At 40.8% G+C, this 18,458-nt stretch carries 18 protein-coding genes; 4 read left to right on the top strand and 14 right to left on the bottom strand.

Annotated elements, in window-relative coordinates; translation table 11 throughout:
- Positions 1 to 14: 14 nt before the first annotated feature.
- Together IEV17_RS09895 and IEV17_RS09890 are read right to left on the bottom strand one after the other, a co-directional pair.
- Positions 15 to 995: a putative solute-binding protein gene (locus tag IEV17_RS09895; RefSeq protein WP_004660323.1), complete on the bottom strand. Its 981-nt coding sequence runs from the start codon at positions 993 to 995 to the stop codon at positions 15 to 17.
- A gap of 125 nt (positions 996 to 1,120) precedes the next feature.
- Entirely contained in the window at positions 1,121 to 1,939 is an 819-nt protein-coding gene (locus tag IEV17_RS09890; protein WP_004660321.1) for an NAD-dependent epimerase/dehydratase family protein, read from the bottom strand.
- A gap of 18 nt (positions 1,940 to 1,957) precedes the next feature.
- Here IEV17_RS09890 and recG point away from each other — a divergent pair, with 18 nt between their 5' ends.
- Positions 1,958 to 4,003 carry an ATP-dependent DNA helicase RecG gene (gene recG, locus IEV17_RS09885; protein ID WP_004660319.1) on the top strand — a complete coding sequence of 682 codons (2,046 nt, stop codon included), beginning with the start codon at positions 1,958 to 1,960 and terminating at the stop codon, positions 4,001 to 4,003.
- Positions 3,996 to 4,682: a ComF family protein gene (locus IEV17_RS09880; RefSeq protein WP_004660317.1), complete on the top strand. Its 687-nt coding sequence runs from the start codon at positions 3,996 to 3,998 to the stop codon at positions 4,680 to 4,682. Before recG ends, IEV17_RS09880 begins: the two co-directional genes overlap by 8 nt.
- On the opposite strand, the gene IEV17_RS09875 is transcribed toward IEV17_RS09880, so the two are convergent.
- The gene (locus tag IEV17_RS09875) at positions 4,633 to 5,028 is read right to left on the bottom strand and encodes an NUDIX hydrolase (protein ID WP_004660315.1); all 396 of its coding nucleotides are present in this window, start codon (positions 5,026 to 5,028) and stop codon (positions 4,633 to 4,635) included. The two genes, IEV17_RS09880 and IEV17_RS09875, sit on opposite strands and share 50 nt — an antisense overlap.
- A gap of 9 nt (positions 5,029 to 5,037) precedes the next feature.
- Positions 5,038 to 5,622, bottom strand: coding sequence for an LOG family protein (locus tag IEV17_RS09870; protein ID WP_004660313.1), 585 nt, complete (start codon positions 5,620 to 5,622; stop codon positions 5,038 to 5,040).
- Positions 5,623 to 5,794: 172 nt separating this feature from the next.
- Here IEV17_RS09870 and IEV17_RS09865 point away from each other — a divergent pair, with 172 nt between their 5' ends.
- Entirely contained in the window at positions 5,795 to 6,808 is a 1,014-nt protein-coding gene (locus tag IEV17_RS09865) for a CorA family divalent cation transporter (protein ID WP_004660312.1), read from the top strand.
- 42 nt (positions 6,809 to 6,850) lie between these two features.
- On the opposite strand, the gene IEV17_RS09860 is transcribed toward IEV17_RS09865, so the two are convergent.
- The 9 genes from IEV17_RS09860 to dxs form a co-directional block, all read right to left on the bottom strand.
- Positions 6,851 to 7,138: an STAS domain-containing protein gene (locus IEV17_RS09860; RefSeq protein WP_004660311.1), complete on the bottom strand. Its 288-nt coding sequence runs from the start codon at positions 7,136 to 7,138 to the stop codon at positions 6,851 to 6,853.
- Between the two features lie 11 nt (positions 7,139 to 7,149).
- Positions 7,150 to 7,782 (bottom strand): MlaC/ttg2D family ABC transporter substrate-binding protein, encoded by a 633-nt coding sequence (locus IEV17_RS09855; RefSeq protein WP_004660309.1) that lies wholly within the window; start codon positions 7,780 to 7,782, stop codon positions 7,150 to 7,152.
- Positions 7,783 to 7,801: 19 nt separating this feature from the next.
- On the bottom strand, positions 7,802 to 8,479 hold the full coding sequence (gene mlaD, locus IEV17_RS09850; protein ID WP_004660308.1) for an outer membrane lipid asymmetry maintenance protein MlaD: 678 nt from the start codon (positions 8,477 to 8,479) through the stop codon (positions 7,802 to 7,804).
- Complete coding sequence (mlaE, locus tag IEV17_RS09845) at positions 8,479 to 9,258, bottom strand: lipid asymmetry maintenance ABC transporter permease subunit MlaE (protein ID WP_004660307.1); 780 nt, start codon at positions 9,256 to 9,258, stop codon at positions 8,479 to 8,481. Before mlaE ends, mlaD begins: the two co-directional genes overlap by 1 nt.
- A complete protein-coding gene (locus IEV17_RS09840) occupies positions 9,255 to 10,073 on the bottom strand; it encodes an ABC transporter ATP-binding protein (RefSeq protein ID WP_004660305.1) in 819 nt (272 codons plus the stop codon). The genes mlaE and IEV17_RS09840 overlap by 4 nt, the downstream gene beginning before the upstream one ends.
- A 420-nt stretch (positions 10,074 to 10,493) precedes the next feature.
- Positions 10,494 to 12,416: a DEAD/DEAH box helicase gene (locus tag IEV17_RS09835; protein WP_188363581.1), complete on the bottom strand. Its 1,923-nt coding sequence runs from the start codon at positions 12,414 to 12,416 to the stop codon at positions 10,494 to 10,496.
- A gap of 372 nt (positions 12,417 to 12,788) precedes the next feature.
- Positions 12,789 to 13,121 carry a hypothetical protein gene (locus IEV17_RS09830; protein WP_004660300.1) on the bottom strand — a complete coding sequence of 111 codons (333 nt, stop codon included), beginning with the start codon at positions 13,119 to 13,121 and terminating at the stop codon, positions 12,789 to 12,791.
- A 64-nt stretch (positions 13,122 to 13,185) separates the two neighbouring features.
- Positions 13,186 to 14,016 carry an inositol monophosphatase family protein gene (locus IEV17_RS09825; protein ID WP_004660297.1) on the bottom strand — a complete coding sequence of 277 codons (831 nt, stop codon included), beginning with the start codon at positions 14,014 to 14,016 and terminating at the stop codon, positions 13,186 to 13,188.
- Positions 14,017 to 14,151: 135 nt separating this feature from the next.
- Positions 14,152 to 16,047 carry a 1-deoxy-D-xylulose-5-phosphate synthase gene (gene dxs, locus IEV17_RS09820; RefSeq protein ID WP_004660294.1) on the bottom strand — a complete coding sequence of 632 codons (1,896 nt, stop codon included), beginning with the start codon at positions 16,045 to 16,047 and terminating at the stop codon, positions 14,152 to 14,154.
- Positions 16,048 to 16,352: 305 nt separating this feature from the next.
- On the opposite strand from dxs, the gene ribA reads away from it, so the two are divergent.
- Entirely contained in the window at positions 16,353 to 16,955 is a 603-nt protein-coding gene (gene ribA / locus IEV17_RS09815; protein WP_004660293.1) for a GTP cyclohydrolase II, read from the top strand.
- Between the two features lie 51 nt (positions 16,956 to 17,006).
- Here ribA and hemN read toward each other — a convergent pair whose 3' ends face one another.
- The gene (hemN, locus tag IEV17_RS09810; RefSeq protein WP_004660291.1) at positions 17,007 to 18,377 is read right to left on the bottom strand and encodes an oxygen-independent coproporphyrinogen III oxidase; all 1,371 of its coding nucleotides are present in this window, start codon (positions 18,375 to 18,377) and stop codon (positions 17,007 to 17,009) included.
- Between the last annotated feature and the right edge of the window lie 81 nt (positions 18,378 to 18,458).

The following is an 18,458-nucleotide window of genomic DNA, read 5'->3' as shown; positions in this document are numbered from 1 at the left end:
TTGGCTAACCCAATTTATTTGCGGCATTCTAAATATTTCGGATCATCTAGACATCTTAGTCGTTTGATTAATTCCACGAAATACGCATCATAATAGCCTGAATCCACATAACGATTACGAATCTTAGCAACCAGCGCCTCATAGCCCTGCTTTTCATAACCCGAAATATCAGCCCAATAATATGCTGGTAAATGATTTTCCCATTGCATCGCCTGAGCGGCCAAAACATTACTATTTTTTACAAACCAACTTCGGATTTGGTGACCAAAACCAGTGGGATAAGCTTGAGGTCGGATCACAATATTAATTGCGAAATACGCGACTGGAAAATTGACAACTTGGGTCGATTCGCCAAATTCCTTTTTCAAGTTATAAGGTAATACACCATACGCAGGCGCAGCCAAAATATCGATCTTCTTTTGCTTGAAAGAATCAACAGCCGTCGCAAAATCTACATAAACAGGTTTTGCCGACACACTTTGCACCAATGCCAATTGAGGTGGATTATTTTCAAGAATACCAATGGTCTTATTCTTTAATTGCGAAACTTTATTAATCTGCTGCGTATTCATGATCATGTATGCCGTACCAATTGGAATCATTCCCAGCACTTCATAATTTTGATCTAACATACGTTTTTCAACATTTGTATTGGTGAGTAGCTGTAATAACATACGCGCAACACGATTATTGGAAATCAGACCAATCCCGCCCGTACTTCCCATAAAATGATTGTAACGATAAGTATTAAAGTTCGATGCAACTAAACCTGAACATTTATTTTGATCAAATGCCTGAATCGCATCTTTTTCATTTTTAAAAGTATCAAATTTCAACTGAGTATTGTGTTGAAGCGCGTAAAGCCGAATATCCTGTAAACGGCGACTAATGTCTCCTTGAGTGCCCAATGGATCAAATACACACCATGTTTGCGCACCCGCCCAACTTGTTGTTGCCACCAATCCCAGCATCATCGTAAAAATTATTTTTCTCATATCCACCCCTTAATGCCTCATCACAAACCATGTGCACAACTCAGGCAGTTCCTTTACGGAATCTGTTGGTATTTTATCATCAAAATCTATACCAACTATTCAAATTGTCTTGCAGTTTAATCTAATTATTTTTCATTACCATGTACCGACAACAGCGTCTGATAGTCATTAAAGCAAATCTGATGTTCAAATTTAAATCCCGTTTGTGGCAATCGAGTTGCATAAATTCGCTTCCCAGTCACTTGCTCAGACAAAAGTTGCAACTGAGGCAACTTTAAATATTGTTGAAACCAACTTAATATTTCATGCATGGGTAAAGGATTGTTATTACTGATGATATAACTTGATTCAACAATATCTATAACAGCTAATAAGGCTAAAAAATCGGCTAAATCATCGATATGAATTCGATTACTAAAATGTATGGCTGGATAAGTCAGTGTTTGTTCAGCAAGCTTTTTTAAACGAGCAATTGAGGTCCCATAAATTCCTGCTGGTCGGACAATAATACTCTGATGCGGATAATGTGATTGCCACAACAACTCCATCTTCCGAAGCAGATGCCCCTGCTCCTCAATGGGTTGAATCATTGATTCATCATCGATTCGCTCCCCTGCATTTTCACCATAAACTCGTGTCGAAGAAACGATGATGATACGTCGAACAGGATGATTTTTGAGAGCATTAGCAATCGGTTCAACGCTATCAACATAGGTTTGTTGATATGCTTCTATGCCGCTCTGCGAAGGTGCAAGAATGACATAAACCAAATCAATTGGATCAAGCTGAGTCAAATCTAAATAGTGTATATCTTGAATATAGTGACTTGCATAACAATCCATTTTTGGACTACGGCTAATTGTGCTAATGTGGTGACCTTGCTCAAATAAGTGTTTAGCAACGCGCTGAGATGTTTTACCATAACCAATAAATAAAATATGCATATACACCCTTGAATAGAGATGACTTCAGTCCAGCAATTACAAGGTGTTGGTGCCGCCGCAGCAACCCTATTAGAAAAGCTTCATATTTTTAGCACGGATGATTTGTTATTTCATCTTCCTCGTGACTATGAAGATCGTAGCACCATTATTCCAATGAATCAGCTGGTTGTTGGACGAAGTTATTTGCTCGAAGGTGAAGTTCGATCCGTAGATTTTCCTCCAGGCAAAAAGAAATCACTTGCGGCCTTATTACAAGATGATTTTGGAAAGGTCACTTTACGGTTTTATCATATTTATAAGGGATTAACTGATCGCATTAAAATGGGACAACAGCTCCGAATATTCGGTGAAGTTCGTGTTGGAGCACGTGGTCTTGAAATGTATCACCCTGAAATACAGGTGATCCAACAGCATACGCCGTTACCCAGAACCCAACTTACAGCAATTTATCCTAGCACTGAAGGTTTGACGCAGCCTAAATTACGTGAATATGTTCGTCAGGCGTTACAACATCATAGTGATGCTTTAGCTGAGTTATTACCTAAAAAATACAGCAACGGCTATGAACTTAAACAAGCATTAGAATATATTCATGAGCCACCTGTTGATGCCAACATGCAACAACTCAATCAAGGTTCGCATCCTGCCCAACAACGATTAATTTTTGAAGAGCTGGTCGCCCATCAAATTAGCCTGTTAACACGCCGTGCCTATATCCGCCAAATTGCTGCACCTCGTTTTGATAGCAGTAAAATCTTGGCCAAGGCATTATTAGATAGTCTTCCTTTTCAAATGACCAATGCACAAAAACGAGTTTCTAAGGAAATCTTGCAAGATCTCAAACAAGATCAACCGATGCTCCGTTTAGTCCAAGGTGATGTGGGAGCAGGTAAAACACTCGTCGCAGCAGTTGCAGCCTGCCATGCACTAGAAGCAGACTGGCAAGTTGCACTGATGGCACCGACTGAGATCTTAGCAGAACAACATTATTTAAATTTTAAACGTTGGTTTGAGCCACTAGGCATCCAAGTGGCATGGCTTTCAGGCAAACAAAAAGGCAAAGCACGTACACAAGCTGAACAACAAATTAAACAAGGTCATGCACAACTTATTGTCGGTACGCATGCTTTATTCCAAGATGCCGTGGAATTTTCTAAACTAGGCTTGGTTATTATTGATGAACAACATCGTTTCGGGGTCGATCAACGCCTTGCTTTAAGAAATAAAGGCGCTAATCAATTTACCCCACATCAATTGGTGATGACAGCAACCCCGATTCCCCGCACACTCGCGATGAGTGCTTATGGTGATTTAGATACTTCAATTATTGATGAACTCCCCCCGGGACGCACCCCGATTCAAACCGTAACAATTCCTTTAGATCGTCGTGAACAGGTTCTACAACGAATTGCCAGCAACTGTCGTGAAGGTAAACAAGCGTATTGGGTCTGCACCTTAGTGGAACAATCTGAGACCCTAGATGCTCAAGCCGCCGAAGCTACCTATCAAGAAATTAAGGAACGCTTTCCAGACATCAATATTGGTCTGGTCCACGGCAAAATGAAAGCAGATGAAAAACAAACGGTCATGCAAGCCTTTAAAGACAATCAATCACAACTGTTAATTGCCACAACAGTGATTGAGGTTGGGGTCGATGTACCGAATGCCTCAATCATGGTCATTGAGAATGCTGAACGTTTGGGTCTCTCGCAATTGCATCAACTTCGGGGACGTGTTGGACGTGGTGCTACCGCTAGTTTTTGTGCCCTGCTCTATAAAACACCCTTGTCTCAAAATGGTCAGGAGCGACTGTCTATTTTACGAGAAAGTAATGATGGTTTCGTGATTGCTGAAAAAGATTTGGAAATACGCGGTCCGGGTGAGCTCTTAGGAACAAAACAAACTGGGGATATGGGCTTTCGTGTGGCACGCTTAGAACGTGATGATCATTTACTCACGCAAGCACATTATGTGGCTGAACAAATTCTAAAAGATTATCCACAACATGCTGATGGGCTATTAAAACGCTGGCTACCTGAAGCCCCAAGATACGCCTATGTTTAAATTAATTAAAACATCAGCAAAACAAATCTTTGATTATCTAACGCCATGTAGCCTGTGTGATATTGGGATTAGGAAACAATACGGGGTATGTCAAAGTTGTTGGAATCAGTTACCTTGGTTAAAACAATCCATTCAACGTAATCAACAAAAAATATTCGTTGTATGCCATTATCAATATCCGATTGATCGCATCATTCAGCAATTTAAATATGAACAAAAACTGTACCATCAACGACTACTTGAAGGACTACTACAACAACTAAAGCTTCCTAAAGTGCATGCCATCGTTCCAATGCCAATTTCAACAGATCGATTAGTTGAACGAGGTTTCAACCAAACGCTGTTACTGGCCCAAGCACTTAGTAAAAGCTTAAATATCCCTATCTGGCAACCTGTACAACGCTTGGACCAACACTCGCAAAAAGGCTTATCGCGCATCGAAAGACTAGAAAATATTGAACAGCAATTTGTGGCTGCGCCGCCCAATCATCTTCGTTATCGCAAAGTCTTGATCGTCGATGATGTCGTCACAACAGGTAGTTCAATTACCGCCTTATCTCAAGTCTTGCAACAGCTTGGCTGCCAACAGGTTTATAGTATTTGTTTAGCAGCCCCTATCCGTAATAATGCTAGTTCTCTAAATTTTGATGACACCATGGAATCACCACTTGTTGAGTAAGAGGTGCAAGTAAAGTGACTTGATCTTCCAAATCAATCCATTTCATCTCCGCAATTTCCGCAGCGATACGTGGTGTTTGTTTCAGTTTCACCTCATAAACATAACTCACTAACAGATGATCAGGCTCATTTGCAGCAGCCGTTTCAAAGCGCCCGACAAATTGTTTGATCTCAGATTCACACGCGATTTCCTCTAAAATTTCACGCTGTATCGCAATTTCAGGCGCTTCATTACTTTCTAGCTTGCCACCTACTTGCATAAAAGCTCGTGTGTTCTGCTTACGAACCAAAAGCAATTGATTTTGTTCATTCAATATAATCGCCGCAGCAACGGTTATGATTTTCACATTATCCCCTTAAACTTGAATATCTGCAGCTGACATCCATTTTGGTGTTGCAGGCTGATACACTGAAAATGCAGTTAAAATTTCACCAATATTATCGGCAACAATTAAGTTCTCTACAAACCTTGCCTGACTAAATCCGCGATCTACAGAATCTTGGATCGTTTGAATTAAGCCATCATAGAAGCCCTCAACATTTAGAAATGCACAAGGCTTTTGATGAATCCCTAATTGATTCCACGTCCATTGCTCAAAGATCTCTTCCATGGTGCCTGCTCCTCCAGGCAATGCAACAAACGCATCTGCTAATTCTGCCATTTTCGTTTTTCGCTCATGCATATCCTTGACTACATACAATTCAGTCAAACCCGTATGCGCTAATTCTCGATCAACCAAAGCTTGTGGAATGATGCCAATGACCTGCCCACCTGCGGCTATTGCACTGTCTGCAACTACACCCATCAAACCAGAGCGACCGCCACCATACACAAGCATTTGACCTTGCTGTGCAATTGCTTGTCCTGTCGCCTGTGCAATTTGTTGATAAATGGGATCATTACCGAGAGAAGAACCACAAAAAACACATATAGAATTCATACAATTAAAACCGTTTTATATAACTGTCATGCTGATAAAGTAGGCTGTGTAACAAGATTTTTTAGAAATTAACGTTTAGGCAAGTGTTTTTCGTTTCATCCTTGTCTAAAATACACGCTGGTTTTCGGTACAATGCTGAAAATCTCACATTGGCTGCGCGAGGAAAAAAGACATGCTTGAAGCCTTTTATGCCACAGAGCGCGGTAGTCTAGAAGATGCAACAATCAATGGGAGTTTTGATCTCCACCCTGAGTTGGTTTGGATTGATCTAATTGCTCCATCTCAAGAAGAACAACAGTGGGTATTTGATGCTTACGAGCGAAACCTACCAACATTAAAATCACTTGAAGACATTTCCTCATCCGCACGATTTTACCGTGATGATGATGGGATTTTGCATATCAGTACATATTTTTTAACAAAGAATAAAAATTATCAGGTTGATGGCGATACAGATGAGTCATCTCATATGCTTGCAACAGTACAAACTGTTGCCTTCATTCTGCATAAAGATCGTTTGTTTACCATGCGTGGCGAAAAATTAGTTGCATTTCGTGCCTTCCGTGCGCGTGCACGCCGTAATGATTACGATATGGACTATAAAGATCCCACTTGGATCTTGCTCGGTTTACTTGAAGCAAAACTAGATGAGCTTGCGGATATCTTGGAAGATATCCACAAAGACTTGGAAAGATACTCCACAGAGGTACTCAATAATCATCATCGTGAAAAGGTATTGGATCTCGATGACATGATTACCCGCCTTGCACAACAAGAAGATATGCTTGGAAAGGCACAACTGTGTTTGATCGATTTACGTCGCGTACTTACCTTCCTCTCTCGCCCTCGAGCTTTAGGTAGTCATATTTATGATGCAGATATTCGAGAATTAAGTGAGGATGTCCGTTCACTGGTCGAACATGATGCATTCTTATTCCAGAAAGTCCGCTTCTTACTGGATACCACATCAGGCTTCATTAACACCGAACAAAATGACACGATTCGTCGATTCTCAATTTTACCAAGTATGCTTGCACCACCAATGCTGATTGCTAGTATTTACGGGATGAATACCGATGTATTGCCATTTGCTCATGGCAGTCTGAGTTTTTGGATTGTCACCGCTATTTTGATGGCGTTTTTGGTCCTCCCAATGGTGTACTTCCGCTGGAAAAAATGGATTTAATAAAAAAGCACCTTACGGTGCTTTTTTATTACAAGACTTTTTTCATATCAATTTCAAATCATCTTGTAGATGGCAAGCTTGGATGACTTTCAGCATTTTCTCAGACACATTTTTAAAATGTAGACCTTTATTATTTGGTGTTTGACGCAACCATTGCACCAACACTGCCAAAGAAAGGGTGTTTCCTTGTTCAAGCTGACCCAGATCAACAATAAGAGGAAAACTCTTATGTTGCTGGATATGTTTTAAGCCTGCGCGATAAACTTGTTCTGCATTCGAGAAATCAATTGTTTTTGAAACAATTAATTGCTGATCAATATACTGAATCACCCGTCACCTACTTATTTCTTGTTAACAGCAGCATCTGCATCTGGCTTAAAGGTTGCAATCGCTTTGTTCATATCACCACCATTGCGCTGAACAGTAGCAGCAAACTGGTTACGGAATTGCAAGCCTAAATCAATACCAGACACATTAATATTACGGACTTTCCATTGGTCGCCTTTATCTGTCAACTGGAACGATACAGGGATTTTCTCACCATTATGTAAGAAGTCTAATGTAACAACTGGATTTTTACTATTGGTCGACTTAAAAGGACGCATCGTATAGCTTTCATTGGTATATTTAGCGAAAGCACCGCCGTAGTTTTCAATAATCACAGCACGGAAATTTTGCTCAAACTGAGCACGTTGCGCAGCAGTTGTATATTGATTGTTTGCATACGTACCTAATACGATACGTGTAAATGCTTGTGAATCAACATACGGATCAAGATTTTGACGAATAATCGATTTAACTAAAGCAGGATTACTTTGTAATTTCGCATGATCTGCTTTTAAACGTGTAATTAAACCATCAGCCACACGTTTAACAAAATCAGGTGGGGTTTCTGTTGGTGCTGCAAATGCAGCACTCGCAAGCATGGTTGATAATACACTTGCTGTTAACGTCTGTTTCAATAATGTATTCACTTCAATCTCCTAACCTGAATTACTCAACAAATGATGGTTCTGCTTCAGTAGAAGCTGGCTGCGATGCCGAACTCTCTGAAGTTGTTGAGCTTGATGTGGCTTTACCAGCACCACCAGTAATAAACTTACTGATCAAATCTTCTAAATCCATTGTACCTTGGGTATTTGAAACAACATCACCACGTTTTAGGTAATTCACCCCACCACCTGGTACAACTTTCAAATACTTCTCACCCAGTAAGCCATTGGTTGCAACCATAATATAAGCATCCTCATCCAAACTGGTGATGGAGGTCATGTTACTAATAAGTTGCTGTTCCATTGCTTTTTGTTTCGCAGCATCAGCCTGTTGATAATCTGAGCTATAACGCAATTCTTCTAAGGCATTTTTCTGCACTTCTTTTAATTGCTCAGTATTAAAGCTGGTTAATTTACCATCCAAATCAAACTTAACTGTTGCTAAACGTGTTACTGGATCAAGTGTAATAGATTCTACACGACCAATGGTCACACCACTCATGGTCACCTTTGCTCGTGGTTTTAAACCATTTACGTTATCAAACTGCGCTGTCATGCTATAGCTATCACGTAGATTTGTACCCACTAAACCACTAACTTTCATCGCAAGAAAAAATAGAGCGATACCGAAGATAATCACAAAAATACCTACGGCCAGCTCACTAGTACGTGATTTCATTAAATCCCTCCGAACATGACCGCAGTCAACACGAAATCAAAACCTAATACACAAAGTGAAGAATATACGACCGTTCTGGTCATCGAAGTCGCGATACCCTCTGGTGTTGGATCACAAGCATAACCTTGATAGACCGCAACCCATGTACAAATCAGCGCAAAAACAATACTTTTAATAATAGTGCCATTAAAAATATCATGTCCAAACTGAACTGTACTTTGCATACCACCCCAGAAAGAACCTTCATCAGCACCTAAAAAATCTACGCCAACCAACTTGCCGCCAATAATACCGATCGTTGCAAAAATCACAGTCAACATCGGCAAACTAACAATACCTGCCCACAAACGCGGAGCTACAATTTGACGGAGTGGATCAACGCCAATCATTTCCATACTGGCCAATTGTTCACTCTGCTTCATTGAACCAATTTCGGCAGTGAGAGCTGAGCCTGCACGCCCTGCAAATAGTAATGCAGCAACAACTGCAGCAAGTTCACGTAACAAAGTTAACGAAATCGCAGTCCCCAACATGGCTTCACTACCAAAAGTGACCAAAATACTATACATCTGCAAGCCAAGGACAGCGCCAATAAACAAGCCTGAGACAGCAATAATCAGCAGAGACATGACCCCAACACGATGCATCTGATAAACAAAGCGTTGAAAGCCACCCTTTGAAGGCGCTGAAAATAAAATCTGGATGAGCATAAGTGACGCTGCACCTATCCCCTTTATTCGCTCAATAACGAGTCTACCTAACCAGGCAATCGTATTCATGCACGAACCTCGTTATCTAAATATGCTTGATGAGTAAATTGATATTCAACAGGTCCCTCAGCTGAGCCTGTTAAAAATTGACGTACAAATGGGGAAGCATGTGCCTGTAGCTGCTCAGGTGAACCTTCACCCTGAATTTTGCCTTCAGCAACCACATAAATATAATCAGCAATCGATAATGTCTCTGCGACATCATGCGAGACAATAATTGTTGTTAAGTCTAAAGCTTCACGCAAAGAACGAATCAATCGTGTTAGAACACCTTTAACAATTGGATCTTGGCCAGCGAATGGCTCATCATACATAATCAATTCTGGATCAAGTGCAATCGCACGCGCTAAAGCAACACGACGATTCATACCTCCCGAAAGTTCAGATGGCATTAATGGTTCAGCACCGCGTAACCCAACCGACTCCAACTTTAAAGCGACTAACTCAGCAATCAAATGTTCTGGTAATTGTGTATGCGCACGAATAGGAAATGCAACATTTTCATAAACTGACATATCAGTAAATAACGCACCACTCTGGAATAACATCCCCATACGTGCGCGTGCAGCAAACAAGTCTGGACGAGACATGGCTGCAATATTCTTACCATCAAGCAATACTTCACCACGATCAGGGATTAACTGCCCACCAATCAAACGGAGCAAAGTGGTTTTACCTGTTCCCGAAGGTCCCATAATTGCAGTAATTTGACCACGTCGAATTTTAAGACTGACATCATCATAAATGACGCGTTCCCCTCGGTTAAAGCTCAAGTTTTTAACTTCAATTAGGGCTTCAGCATGGAGAGGAGATTTGTTATTCATACTGGCATTCATTCCTGCACTTTTTATGCACGCATACTATACACTGAAAGATTAAGCGCTTGTTTTTATTTTGATATGCTACGTATGAAGATTATTAATTTATGTAATTGTTCTTTTTATCAACTTCTGTGCTCAGCTCATGTTGTGAGCTTGCATTCAAAGAGTCGGTATGATTGCGTGCAATAAGTGCATATGCAAAAAATAACCCATTACAAAGCATTAAAATAACAAATAGACATGGCAGCCCTTCACCACAAATGAATGACCATATTTGACTTAAAAGACTTTTATTTTGCTTAACCCTATTCATTTCTTCTGTAAAATTTGAATTAGTAGACATTTTTCGAATTTTACATGACTAATCCTAAATAAAAAAGCCAGTTTTACAACTGGCTTCTTCTTTTCATCGGTTTTTAACGATTAAAAATCGTTTTTGCGACGACGGTCACCACCGAAGCCACCTTCACGTGCTGGGCGATCACCAAAATCACGCTTTGGACGGTCTTCACCACCGAAACTACGCTTTGGACGGTCTTCACCACCGAAACTACGTTTTGGGCGATCTTCACCACCGAAACCACGCTGTGGACGATCACCAAAATCGCGCTTTGGACGGTCGCCGAAGCTACCTTCACGACGTGGTTTGTAATCTACACGGTTACCACGGTTGTCATCATTCGAGTCAAAACGCGGTTTATCATTAAAACCACCTTCACGACGCGGGCGATCTGAATTGAACTCGCGACGTGGACGGTCTTCACCACCAAAACTACGCTTTGGACGATCTTCAAAACCACCTTCACGACGTGGGCGATCTGAATTGAACTCGCGACGTGGACGATCTTCACCACCGAATGATGGACGTTCACCACGTGGTTTATCATCAAAGTTACGACGTGGACGGTCTTCAAAACCACCTTCACGACGTGGACGGTCAGAATTAAACTCGCGACGTGGACGATCTTCACCACCGAATGATGGACGCTCACCACGTGATTTATCATCGAAGCTACGACGTGGACGATCATCACCGCCTTCACGACGTTTGAAATTGCTCTCGCCTTCAAAACGACGACCACCACCAAAACCACCACGACCGCCATCACGGCCGCCACGACCACGACCACCGCCATCACGACCGCGACCACCACCATCACGACCTGAACGAGCAGGAGGTGGAGATGGCTCTAAACCTTCAATTTCAGATACATTTAAACGTGCATCTAAATAATCTTCTAACGCACGGATTTTGCCACGCTCACGATAAGTCGCAAGTGTAATCGCTTGACCAGTACGACCCGCACGACCTGTACGACCAATACGGTGTACATAGTCTTCGTTTTTCATCGGTAAACCGAAGTTAATCACGTGAGAAATAGTTGGTACGTCTAAACCACGTGCTGCTACGTCAGTTGCAACTAAGATTTTTGCACGACCTTCACGGATGCTGCGTAAACGACGGTTACGAACGGTTTGTGGCATAGCACCATGCAATGCAACAACTGAGTGACCTGCTTCAGCCAATTCTTCAGCAAGCATATCTGTATCTTCTTGCGTGCTTGCAAAGACAACAGCTTGATCTACTGACTCGTCAGACAACCAGTGAGTAAGTAATTTTTTCTTATGCTCAAAGCCATCTGTCCAATGTAATGTTTGTGTTACATCAGTGTTAGTGCTGTGACCAGTCTCAATTGCGATACGTTGTGGATCATTCATCATACGTTCAGCAAGACGAATAATACGATCAGCAAAAGTCGCAGAGAACATTAATGTTTGATTACGGTTTGCAGCTAATTCACCAATTGCTTCTAAATCTTCAGAGAAGCCTAGATCAAGCATACGGTCAGCTTCGTCGACGATTAACGATTCAACTTTATCAAGTTTCAATTGGCGACGATTTACTAAGTCAAGCAAACGACCTGGCGTTGCAACAATCACTTGTGCGCCTTTAAGCTGTTGAATTTGCTTACCAAAAGGCATACCACCCATAATTGCAGCAATACGAACACCTTTCATATGACGTACAAATGCAATCGCATCTTGGCTTACTTGTTGAGCCAATTCACGCGTAGGACATAAAACCAAGATGCTTGGTTGAGTCACAGCTTTCATGCGCTCTTTAAATGGCACAAAAGTTTCCTGACCTGCCAAAGCATTTAATGTAGGGAGTAAAAATGCTGCAGTTTTACCAGAACCTGTCTGGCTTGAAACTAATAAATCTTTTCCATCTAACGCAGCTGGAATCGCTTGTTCTTGCACAGGAGTTGGGCTTGTAAAACCTAAACCTTCTAGGGCTTGTTGTAAGGTTTCGTGCAAAGAAAATTCGGCAAAAGTTTTGCTCATAGAGAGTTTCACCCTAATGGGTGCTCCATTTTAATAAATACAAAAAATAGACATCGGCAAAAAGCGGCAAAGCGACTCAAGCTGAAAATAGATGAAGTTCAGCGGCAATCCGAATAACGACGATGTGGACTAAACGCACGCTTGATTACTGCCTCAACCTGAAGAATCGCTAAGCGATTTGGGCGCAAGATATGGTCCTCTCTATGGACAGCGTGCGCTAATATGAATAGAACTGAATGTTCAGGTAATGAACTGGAATTTAAGTGCGTGGGCGGATTATAGCAGAATAATTTTAAAAGTCACCTTTTTTAATAGGTTTTTTCTATTCGATCACTTTTATTCTTTGTATATTAATTACAACTAAAGAAAAAATTAAGGATTATTGACTACTTGAGTAAATATCTTCTCTATATCTAAAGATTGATCACTTAATATATCTTTAATCGCCTTTCCCAAACATTCCACAGTCATTTCTTTAAGGATAAGCATATCTGCACACCAAAAATAGGAACCAAAAGCAGACTCACCCATTCTATTATCTTTAGTCATTAAATATTGAATATTTGCTAATGTAAAAGCACTTCCAGAAAATGTCTTACTATTAACAGTTAACCAAAAATCAATATTTTGCTCTTCAACTTTATCCACCTGTATCTCATGATGGGTTTCTATATAAAACTGCTCATCCTCATAAATGATCTTCACAACTTATCCTGATCCGAAAATAAAAAACCCTCAAATATTGAGGGCTTTTTTAGAGTTCAGCAAATTATTTTGCAGCATCGCCCCAAGCAGGAACAACTGTTTGCATCAATGGTTTTAACATTTTAAGTGAACAAGCAAGTACTTGACCATTATCAAATGATTCATTACCACCACGAGCATCAACGACTACACCGCCCGCTTCTTTTACAATCAGCTCACCCGCAGCAATATCCCACGGTTTTAAACCAAGCTCAAAGAAACCATCAAAACGACCTGCAGCGACATAAGCTAAATCCAAAGCAGCAGAACCACCACGACGGATTTGCGCGCCTGATTTAGTTACAGCCAACAAAGAAGCGAAATGTTGTTCCGCATAAGAAACGATTTCACCATTACGTTTCGCACGATAAGGATGACCTACCGCAAGGAATGTGTTTTCTAAAGAGTCTTTAACATTTACACGGATACGGCGTTGGTTCATGACTGCGCCACGACCACGGCTTGCAGAGAATAATTCATCACGCACTGGATCATAGATCACACCGTGCTGAGTTACACCTTTATGTTGTACAGCGATAGAAATACAGAAATGAGGGAAACCGTTGATAAAGTTTTGAGTACCATCTAAAGGATCAATCACCCAGCACCAATCTGCATCGTGACCTTTACCTTCTTGCATGCCAAACTCTTCACCAAGGAAGCTATGGTTTTTATAACTTTTACGAAGCGTATCAATTGTAAGCTGTTCGATATAACGGTCAACACGCGTTACTGGACCATCGATGCCTTTTTCTTCAACTTGTAAATCGAGTTTATGACGATTTTGATGTGCCTTTAAAAGCTCTTGACCAACTGTTTGAGCCGCACGCGCAGCCATAACCACCATAGGTTCCATTGAACACCCACTACAAATTTGAAGATTTTGACAAAGAATAATGCATAAAAGCCCTCATATTCTATCAAATATAAGGGCTTTTAGGTAAAAAATGTTTGCGAAAGATTATTTTCTAATTTACAAAGCGTTAGCGACTTATAACCAAGCTTGTTCTATTGAAAGCAAAATACCTTTGCCATCTAAGCCACAGTCAATGAGCATTTGCTGATGAGTTGCTTGATGTAAAAATGCATCTGGCAAACCTAGATTTAAAATTGGCTTAATGATTTTAGCTCGTGCTAAAAATTCATTTACTGCACTTCCCGCACCAGCCATAACCGCATGTTCTTCTACAGTCACAAAAAGTTTTGTGTCAGCAGCTAAGTCACGAAGTATCTGCTCATCTAATGGTTTTACAAACCGCATGTTGACCACACGTACAGCAACCGAATGTTTACTTGCAAATAATTCTGCTGCTTCAACTGATGCTGCAACACGGCTACCAAAAGCAAGGATACTGATCTGCTGATCTGCGTCCTGATTAAATTGCGCAACAATTTCAGCTTTACCAATTTCTAAAGCAGTCATTTGCTGTTGGATTTCAGCACCTGTACCAACACCTCGCGGATAACGTACGGCAGTTGGTCCATTATAGTGATATGCCGTATGCAACATCTGACGACATTCATTTTCATCTTTTGGTGCCATGATCACCATGTTAGGTACAGTACGCATATAAGCATAATCATATGCACCTGCATGGGTCGGGCCATCTTCACCGACTAAACCAGCACGATCAATCCCAAAAGTGACATCTAGATTTTGCAAGGCAACATCATGGATCAATTGATCATAGCCGCGTTGTAAAAAGGTCGAATAGATTGCTACAACAGGTTTTAAACCTTCACACGCCATACCCGCTGCTAAAGTCACTGCATGTTGTTCAGCAATCGCCACGTCAAAGAAACGTTCAGGGTATTGCTTTGCAAACTGAACCATCCCTGAACCTTCACACATCGCTGGGGTGATTGCGAGTAAACGATCATCTTGCGCTGCTTCATCACATAACCATTGTCCAAACACGTCTGAGTATTTAGGCGGTGATTTTTTTGCAGGAGCAGATGCTGTAGGTGCAATTTTAGTAATAGCATGGTAGGTAATCGGGTCTGCTTCAGCTGGCGCAAATCCTTTACCCTTTTTGGTATAAATATGAACTAAACGAGGGCCTTTACGTTTTTTTAGCGCATGGAAAACTTGTGTGAGTTGTTCAACATCATGCCCATCAAATGGCCCAAAATAATCAAAACCGATCGCTTTAAATAAGTTATCCGCTGCATCTGTTGCAGATTGATGTAACCGTGAGTTATAAGTCCACTTCGGATGTGGCTGAACATAGGCTTGGCCATGTTCGTCGACATTCACCAGTTGACCTGTTTCCCAAATTGCAGCCAAATGTCTTGCAAAGCCACCCGTACTGCATGAAATCGACATATCGTTATCATTTAAAACGACGATCAGATCAGCATCATGTGCAACTGCATCATTCATAGCTTCAAATGCCATACCTGCTGTCATTGCACCATCACCAACAATTGCAACCACATCACACGGATCTTTTTGATAACGACGCGCAAGCGACATTCCCAGACCTGCAGAAATTGCTGTTGACGAATGCCCTACACCAAAGGTATCAAATTCAGATTCTTCACGCGCAGGGAAAGCGGCTAAACCATCTTTACTACGAATCGTAGTAATTCGCTCACGACGCCCTGTCAGTACTTTATGTGGATATGCTTGATGACCCACATCCCAAACCAAACGGTCTTGCGGTGTATTAAAACAATAATGCAGTGCAACCGTTAATTCGATTACACCAAGATTTGCGCCAAAGTGGCCACCGCTTTGCCCTGCCGCATACAAAATATATTGACGCAACTCATCCGCCACTTGTGCGAGTTGGCTTTGCTCGAGCTGACGTAATTGTTGTGGATGATCAATTCCATCTAACAATGGCGTAACAGGACGTTGAGTTGGAATTTCGGTATACAACATAATGTGGCAAAGCCTTTTTAAGCCTGGCAAATCCGAAGCTGGGTTAAATGGGGGCAATCATACAATTAAATACGATCTACCTTCAATCAGCCACATGTGCGAATGATGTAGTGCTGAACATTCTCAAGCCAATCTTAAACAACTGACTTACAGATTATCCTGAATTATGTCACTGTTTATCAACCATTATTGTGTGCTTTCTATGAAAAAGAAAAACTTATGTGAAAAATCAGAAATTCCAATTCACTCAATCTTCACACATTAAGCTATACTTTGACAGTTTTTACTAACATAGCGAGCTCTCTGTGCCGATTGAATTTATTGCAACATCAAAGCTACCAACTGCTTTTGGTGACTTCAATATTTCTGTGTTTCAAGACCCTCAAACGGGCGAAGAACATGTGGCGCTTTCTAAAGGTTTAGAAACTCCTCCAACAGGACCTGTTTTAGTCCGTATTCATTCAGAATGCTTAACAGGTGATGCTTTCGCTTCATTAAAGTGTGACTGTGGTCCTCAATTACAAGCGACTCAACGTTTGATTAATGAAGCAGGTCAAGGTGTGATTTTGTATCTACGCCAAGAAGGTCGTGGGATTGGTTTAACGAATAAAATCCGCGCCTATGCTTTACAAGATCAAGGGCATGACACTGTTGATGCAAACCTGTTATTAAATCTTCCTGCGGATGCACGTCGTTATGATATGTGTAGCATTATGCTGGATCATCTACAAATTAAAGAAGTTAAGTTAATTACGAACAACCCGTTAAAACTTAAAGCCCTAACTGATTTAGACATTAATGTGGTTGAGCGTGTACCGTTAACAGTAGGTCGTAACCCATTTAATGAACAATATTTAAAGACCAAACGTGAGCGTATGGATCATCTTTACCAGAAGGATGACTTCTAAGTCATCCTTGATTCAATCAAGCTCATAATAATTCGAAAATAAGCGATTATTTTATATCGTCATAGAAAAAATACGGTTATTGGGTATTTTGCGGTGAAGATGTAAATCAAATGCCATGCAAATATTTCTTACGAATGGTTTGCCTTGTTCGGTTACTTGAATATCCTTTGATGTAATTTTTAACAAACCGTCATTCTGCATTTCCTCTAGTTGTGCTAATACTTCAGGTAACTCTGGAAAATACAATGCTTCATTCTGCCATGAAGTACTAAAGCAACACATTAAATTGAGTATATGTTGGCGAATGACTAAATCCTCTTCTGTTAAAAGATGTCCACGATATACAGGAATCTCATTCTTCTCTAAACGTGCATAATAATCTTCTAGCGTTTTTTCATTTTGCGCAAAGCTGTACCAACTATCACTAATTGAAGACAAACCTAGGCCAATCATGACTTGCGTTTTTGATGAGGTATACCCCATGAAATTACGATGCAGATTTTCTTGTTGGAAAGCTTGATACATTTTGTCATGTTCCAAAGCAAAGTGATCCATACCAATTTCATGATAACCCTGTGCTAAAAGTTTTCTCTTTCCCTCCTCATATAACTGGCGTTTCAACTCATCTTTAGGTACGTCCTGATCTTTGAAGCCACGCTGTCCATTGCCCTTAATCCAAGGTACATGAGCATAGCTATAAAATGCCAAACGATCTGGCTTTAGACTATTTGTTTGTTCAATCGTGTGTAACACATCCGTCAAGTTCTGAAATGGTAAGCCAAAGACCAAGTCATGTGAAATCGAGGTATAGCCAATTTCCCGTGCCCAATTTGTCACCTGTTGTACATGAGCAAATGGTTGAATACGGTGAATTGCTTTCTGAACTTTTTCATTATAGTCCTGCACCCCATAACTCACTCGGCGAAAACCAAGATCATATAGGGCTTGTAAATGCTCTCGAGTCGTATTATTAGGATGCCCTTCGAAACTAAATTCATATTCATCGGATACATCTGCATTTGCCAATAACCCATTAATCAACTCGATCAAGTGTTGTACAGAGAAAAATGTCGGAGTTCCTCCCCCCAAGTGAATTTCTTTAATCCTCGGTTTGTCGACAAGCAACTGGCAGTACAACTCCCATTCTTTTAACACAGCTTGAATATAAGGTTGTTCGACTTCATGGCGCTTCGTCACACGCTTATGACAACCACAAAAAGTGCACAAGCTCTCACAAAATGGCAAATGGATATATAAACTAATCCCTTCACTCGTATTTGTCTCATCAAATGCCCGTTTTAAAGTTTGCTTCCACATTTCCAAACTAAAATCTTGTTCTTGCCAGTACGGAACAGTCGGATAACTGGTGTAACGTGGTCCTGCAACATTGTATTTTTGAATAAGTGAATGAACTTGAGTCATAACGTGCCTATCTGATGTTCAGCTTGCAACAACAAGCATTATCAATACATTCTGCTGAGCTTAACCCAAGAAATCAACCAA

This window comes from Acinetobacter modestus, from assembly GCF_014636095.1.
Lineage (GTDB): Bacteria > Pseudomonadota > Gammaproteobacteria > Pseudomonadales > Moraxellaceae > Acinetobacter > Acinetobacter modestus.
Note: the sequence above shows the minus strand (reverse complement) of the source record. Positions and strands in the feature narration are given on the sequence as shown.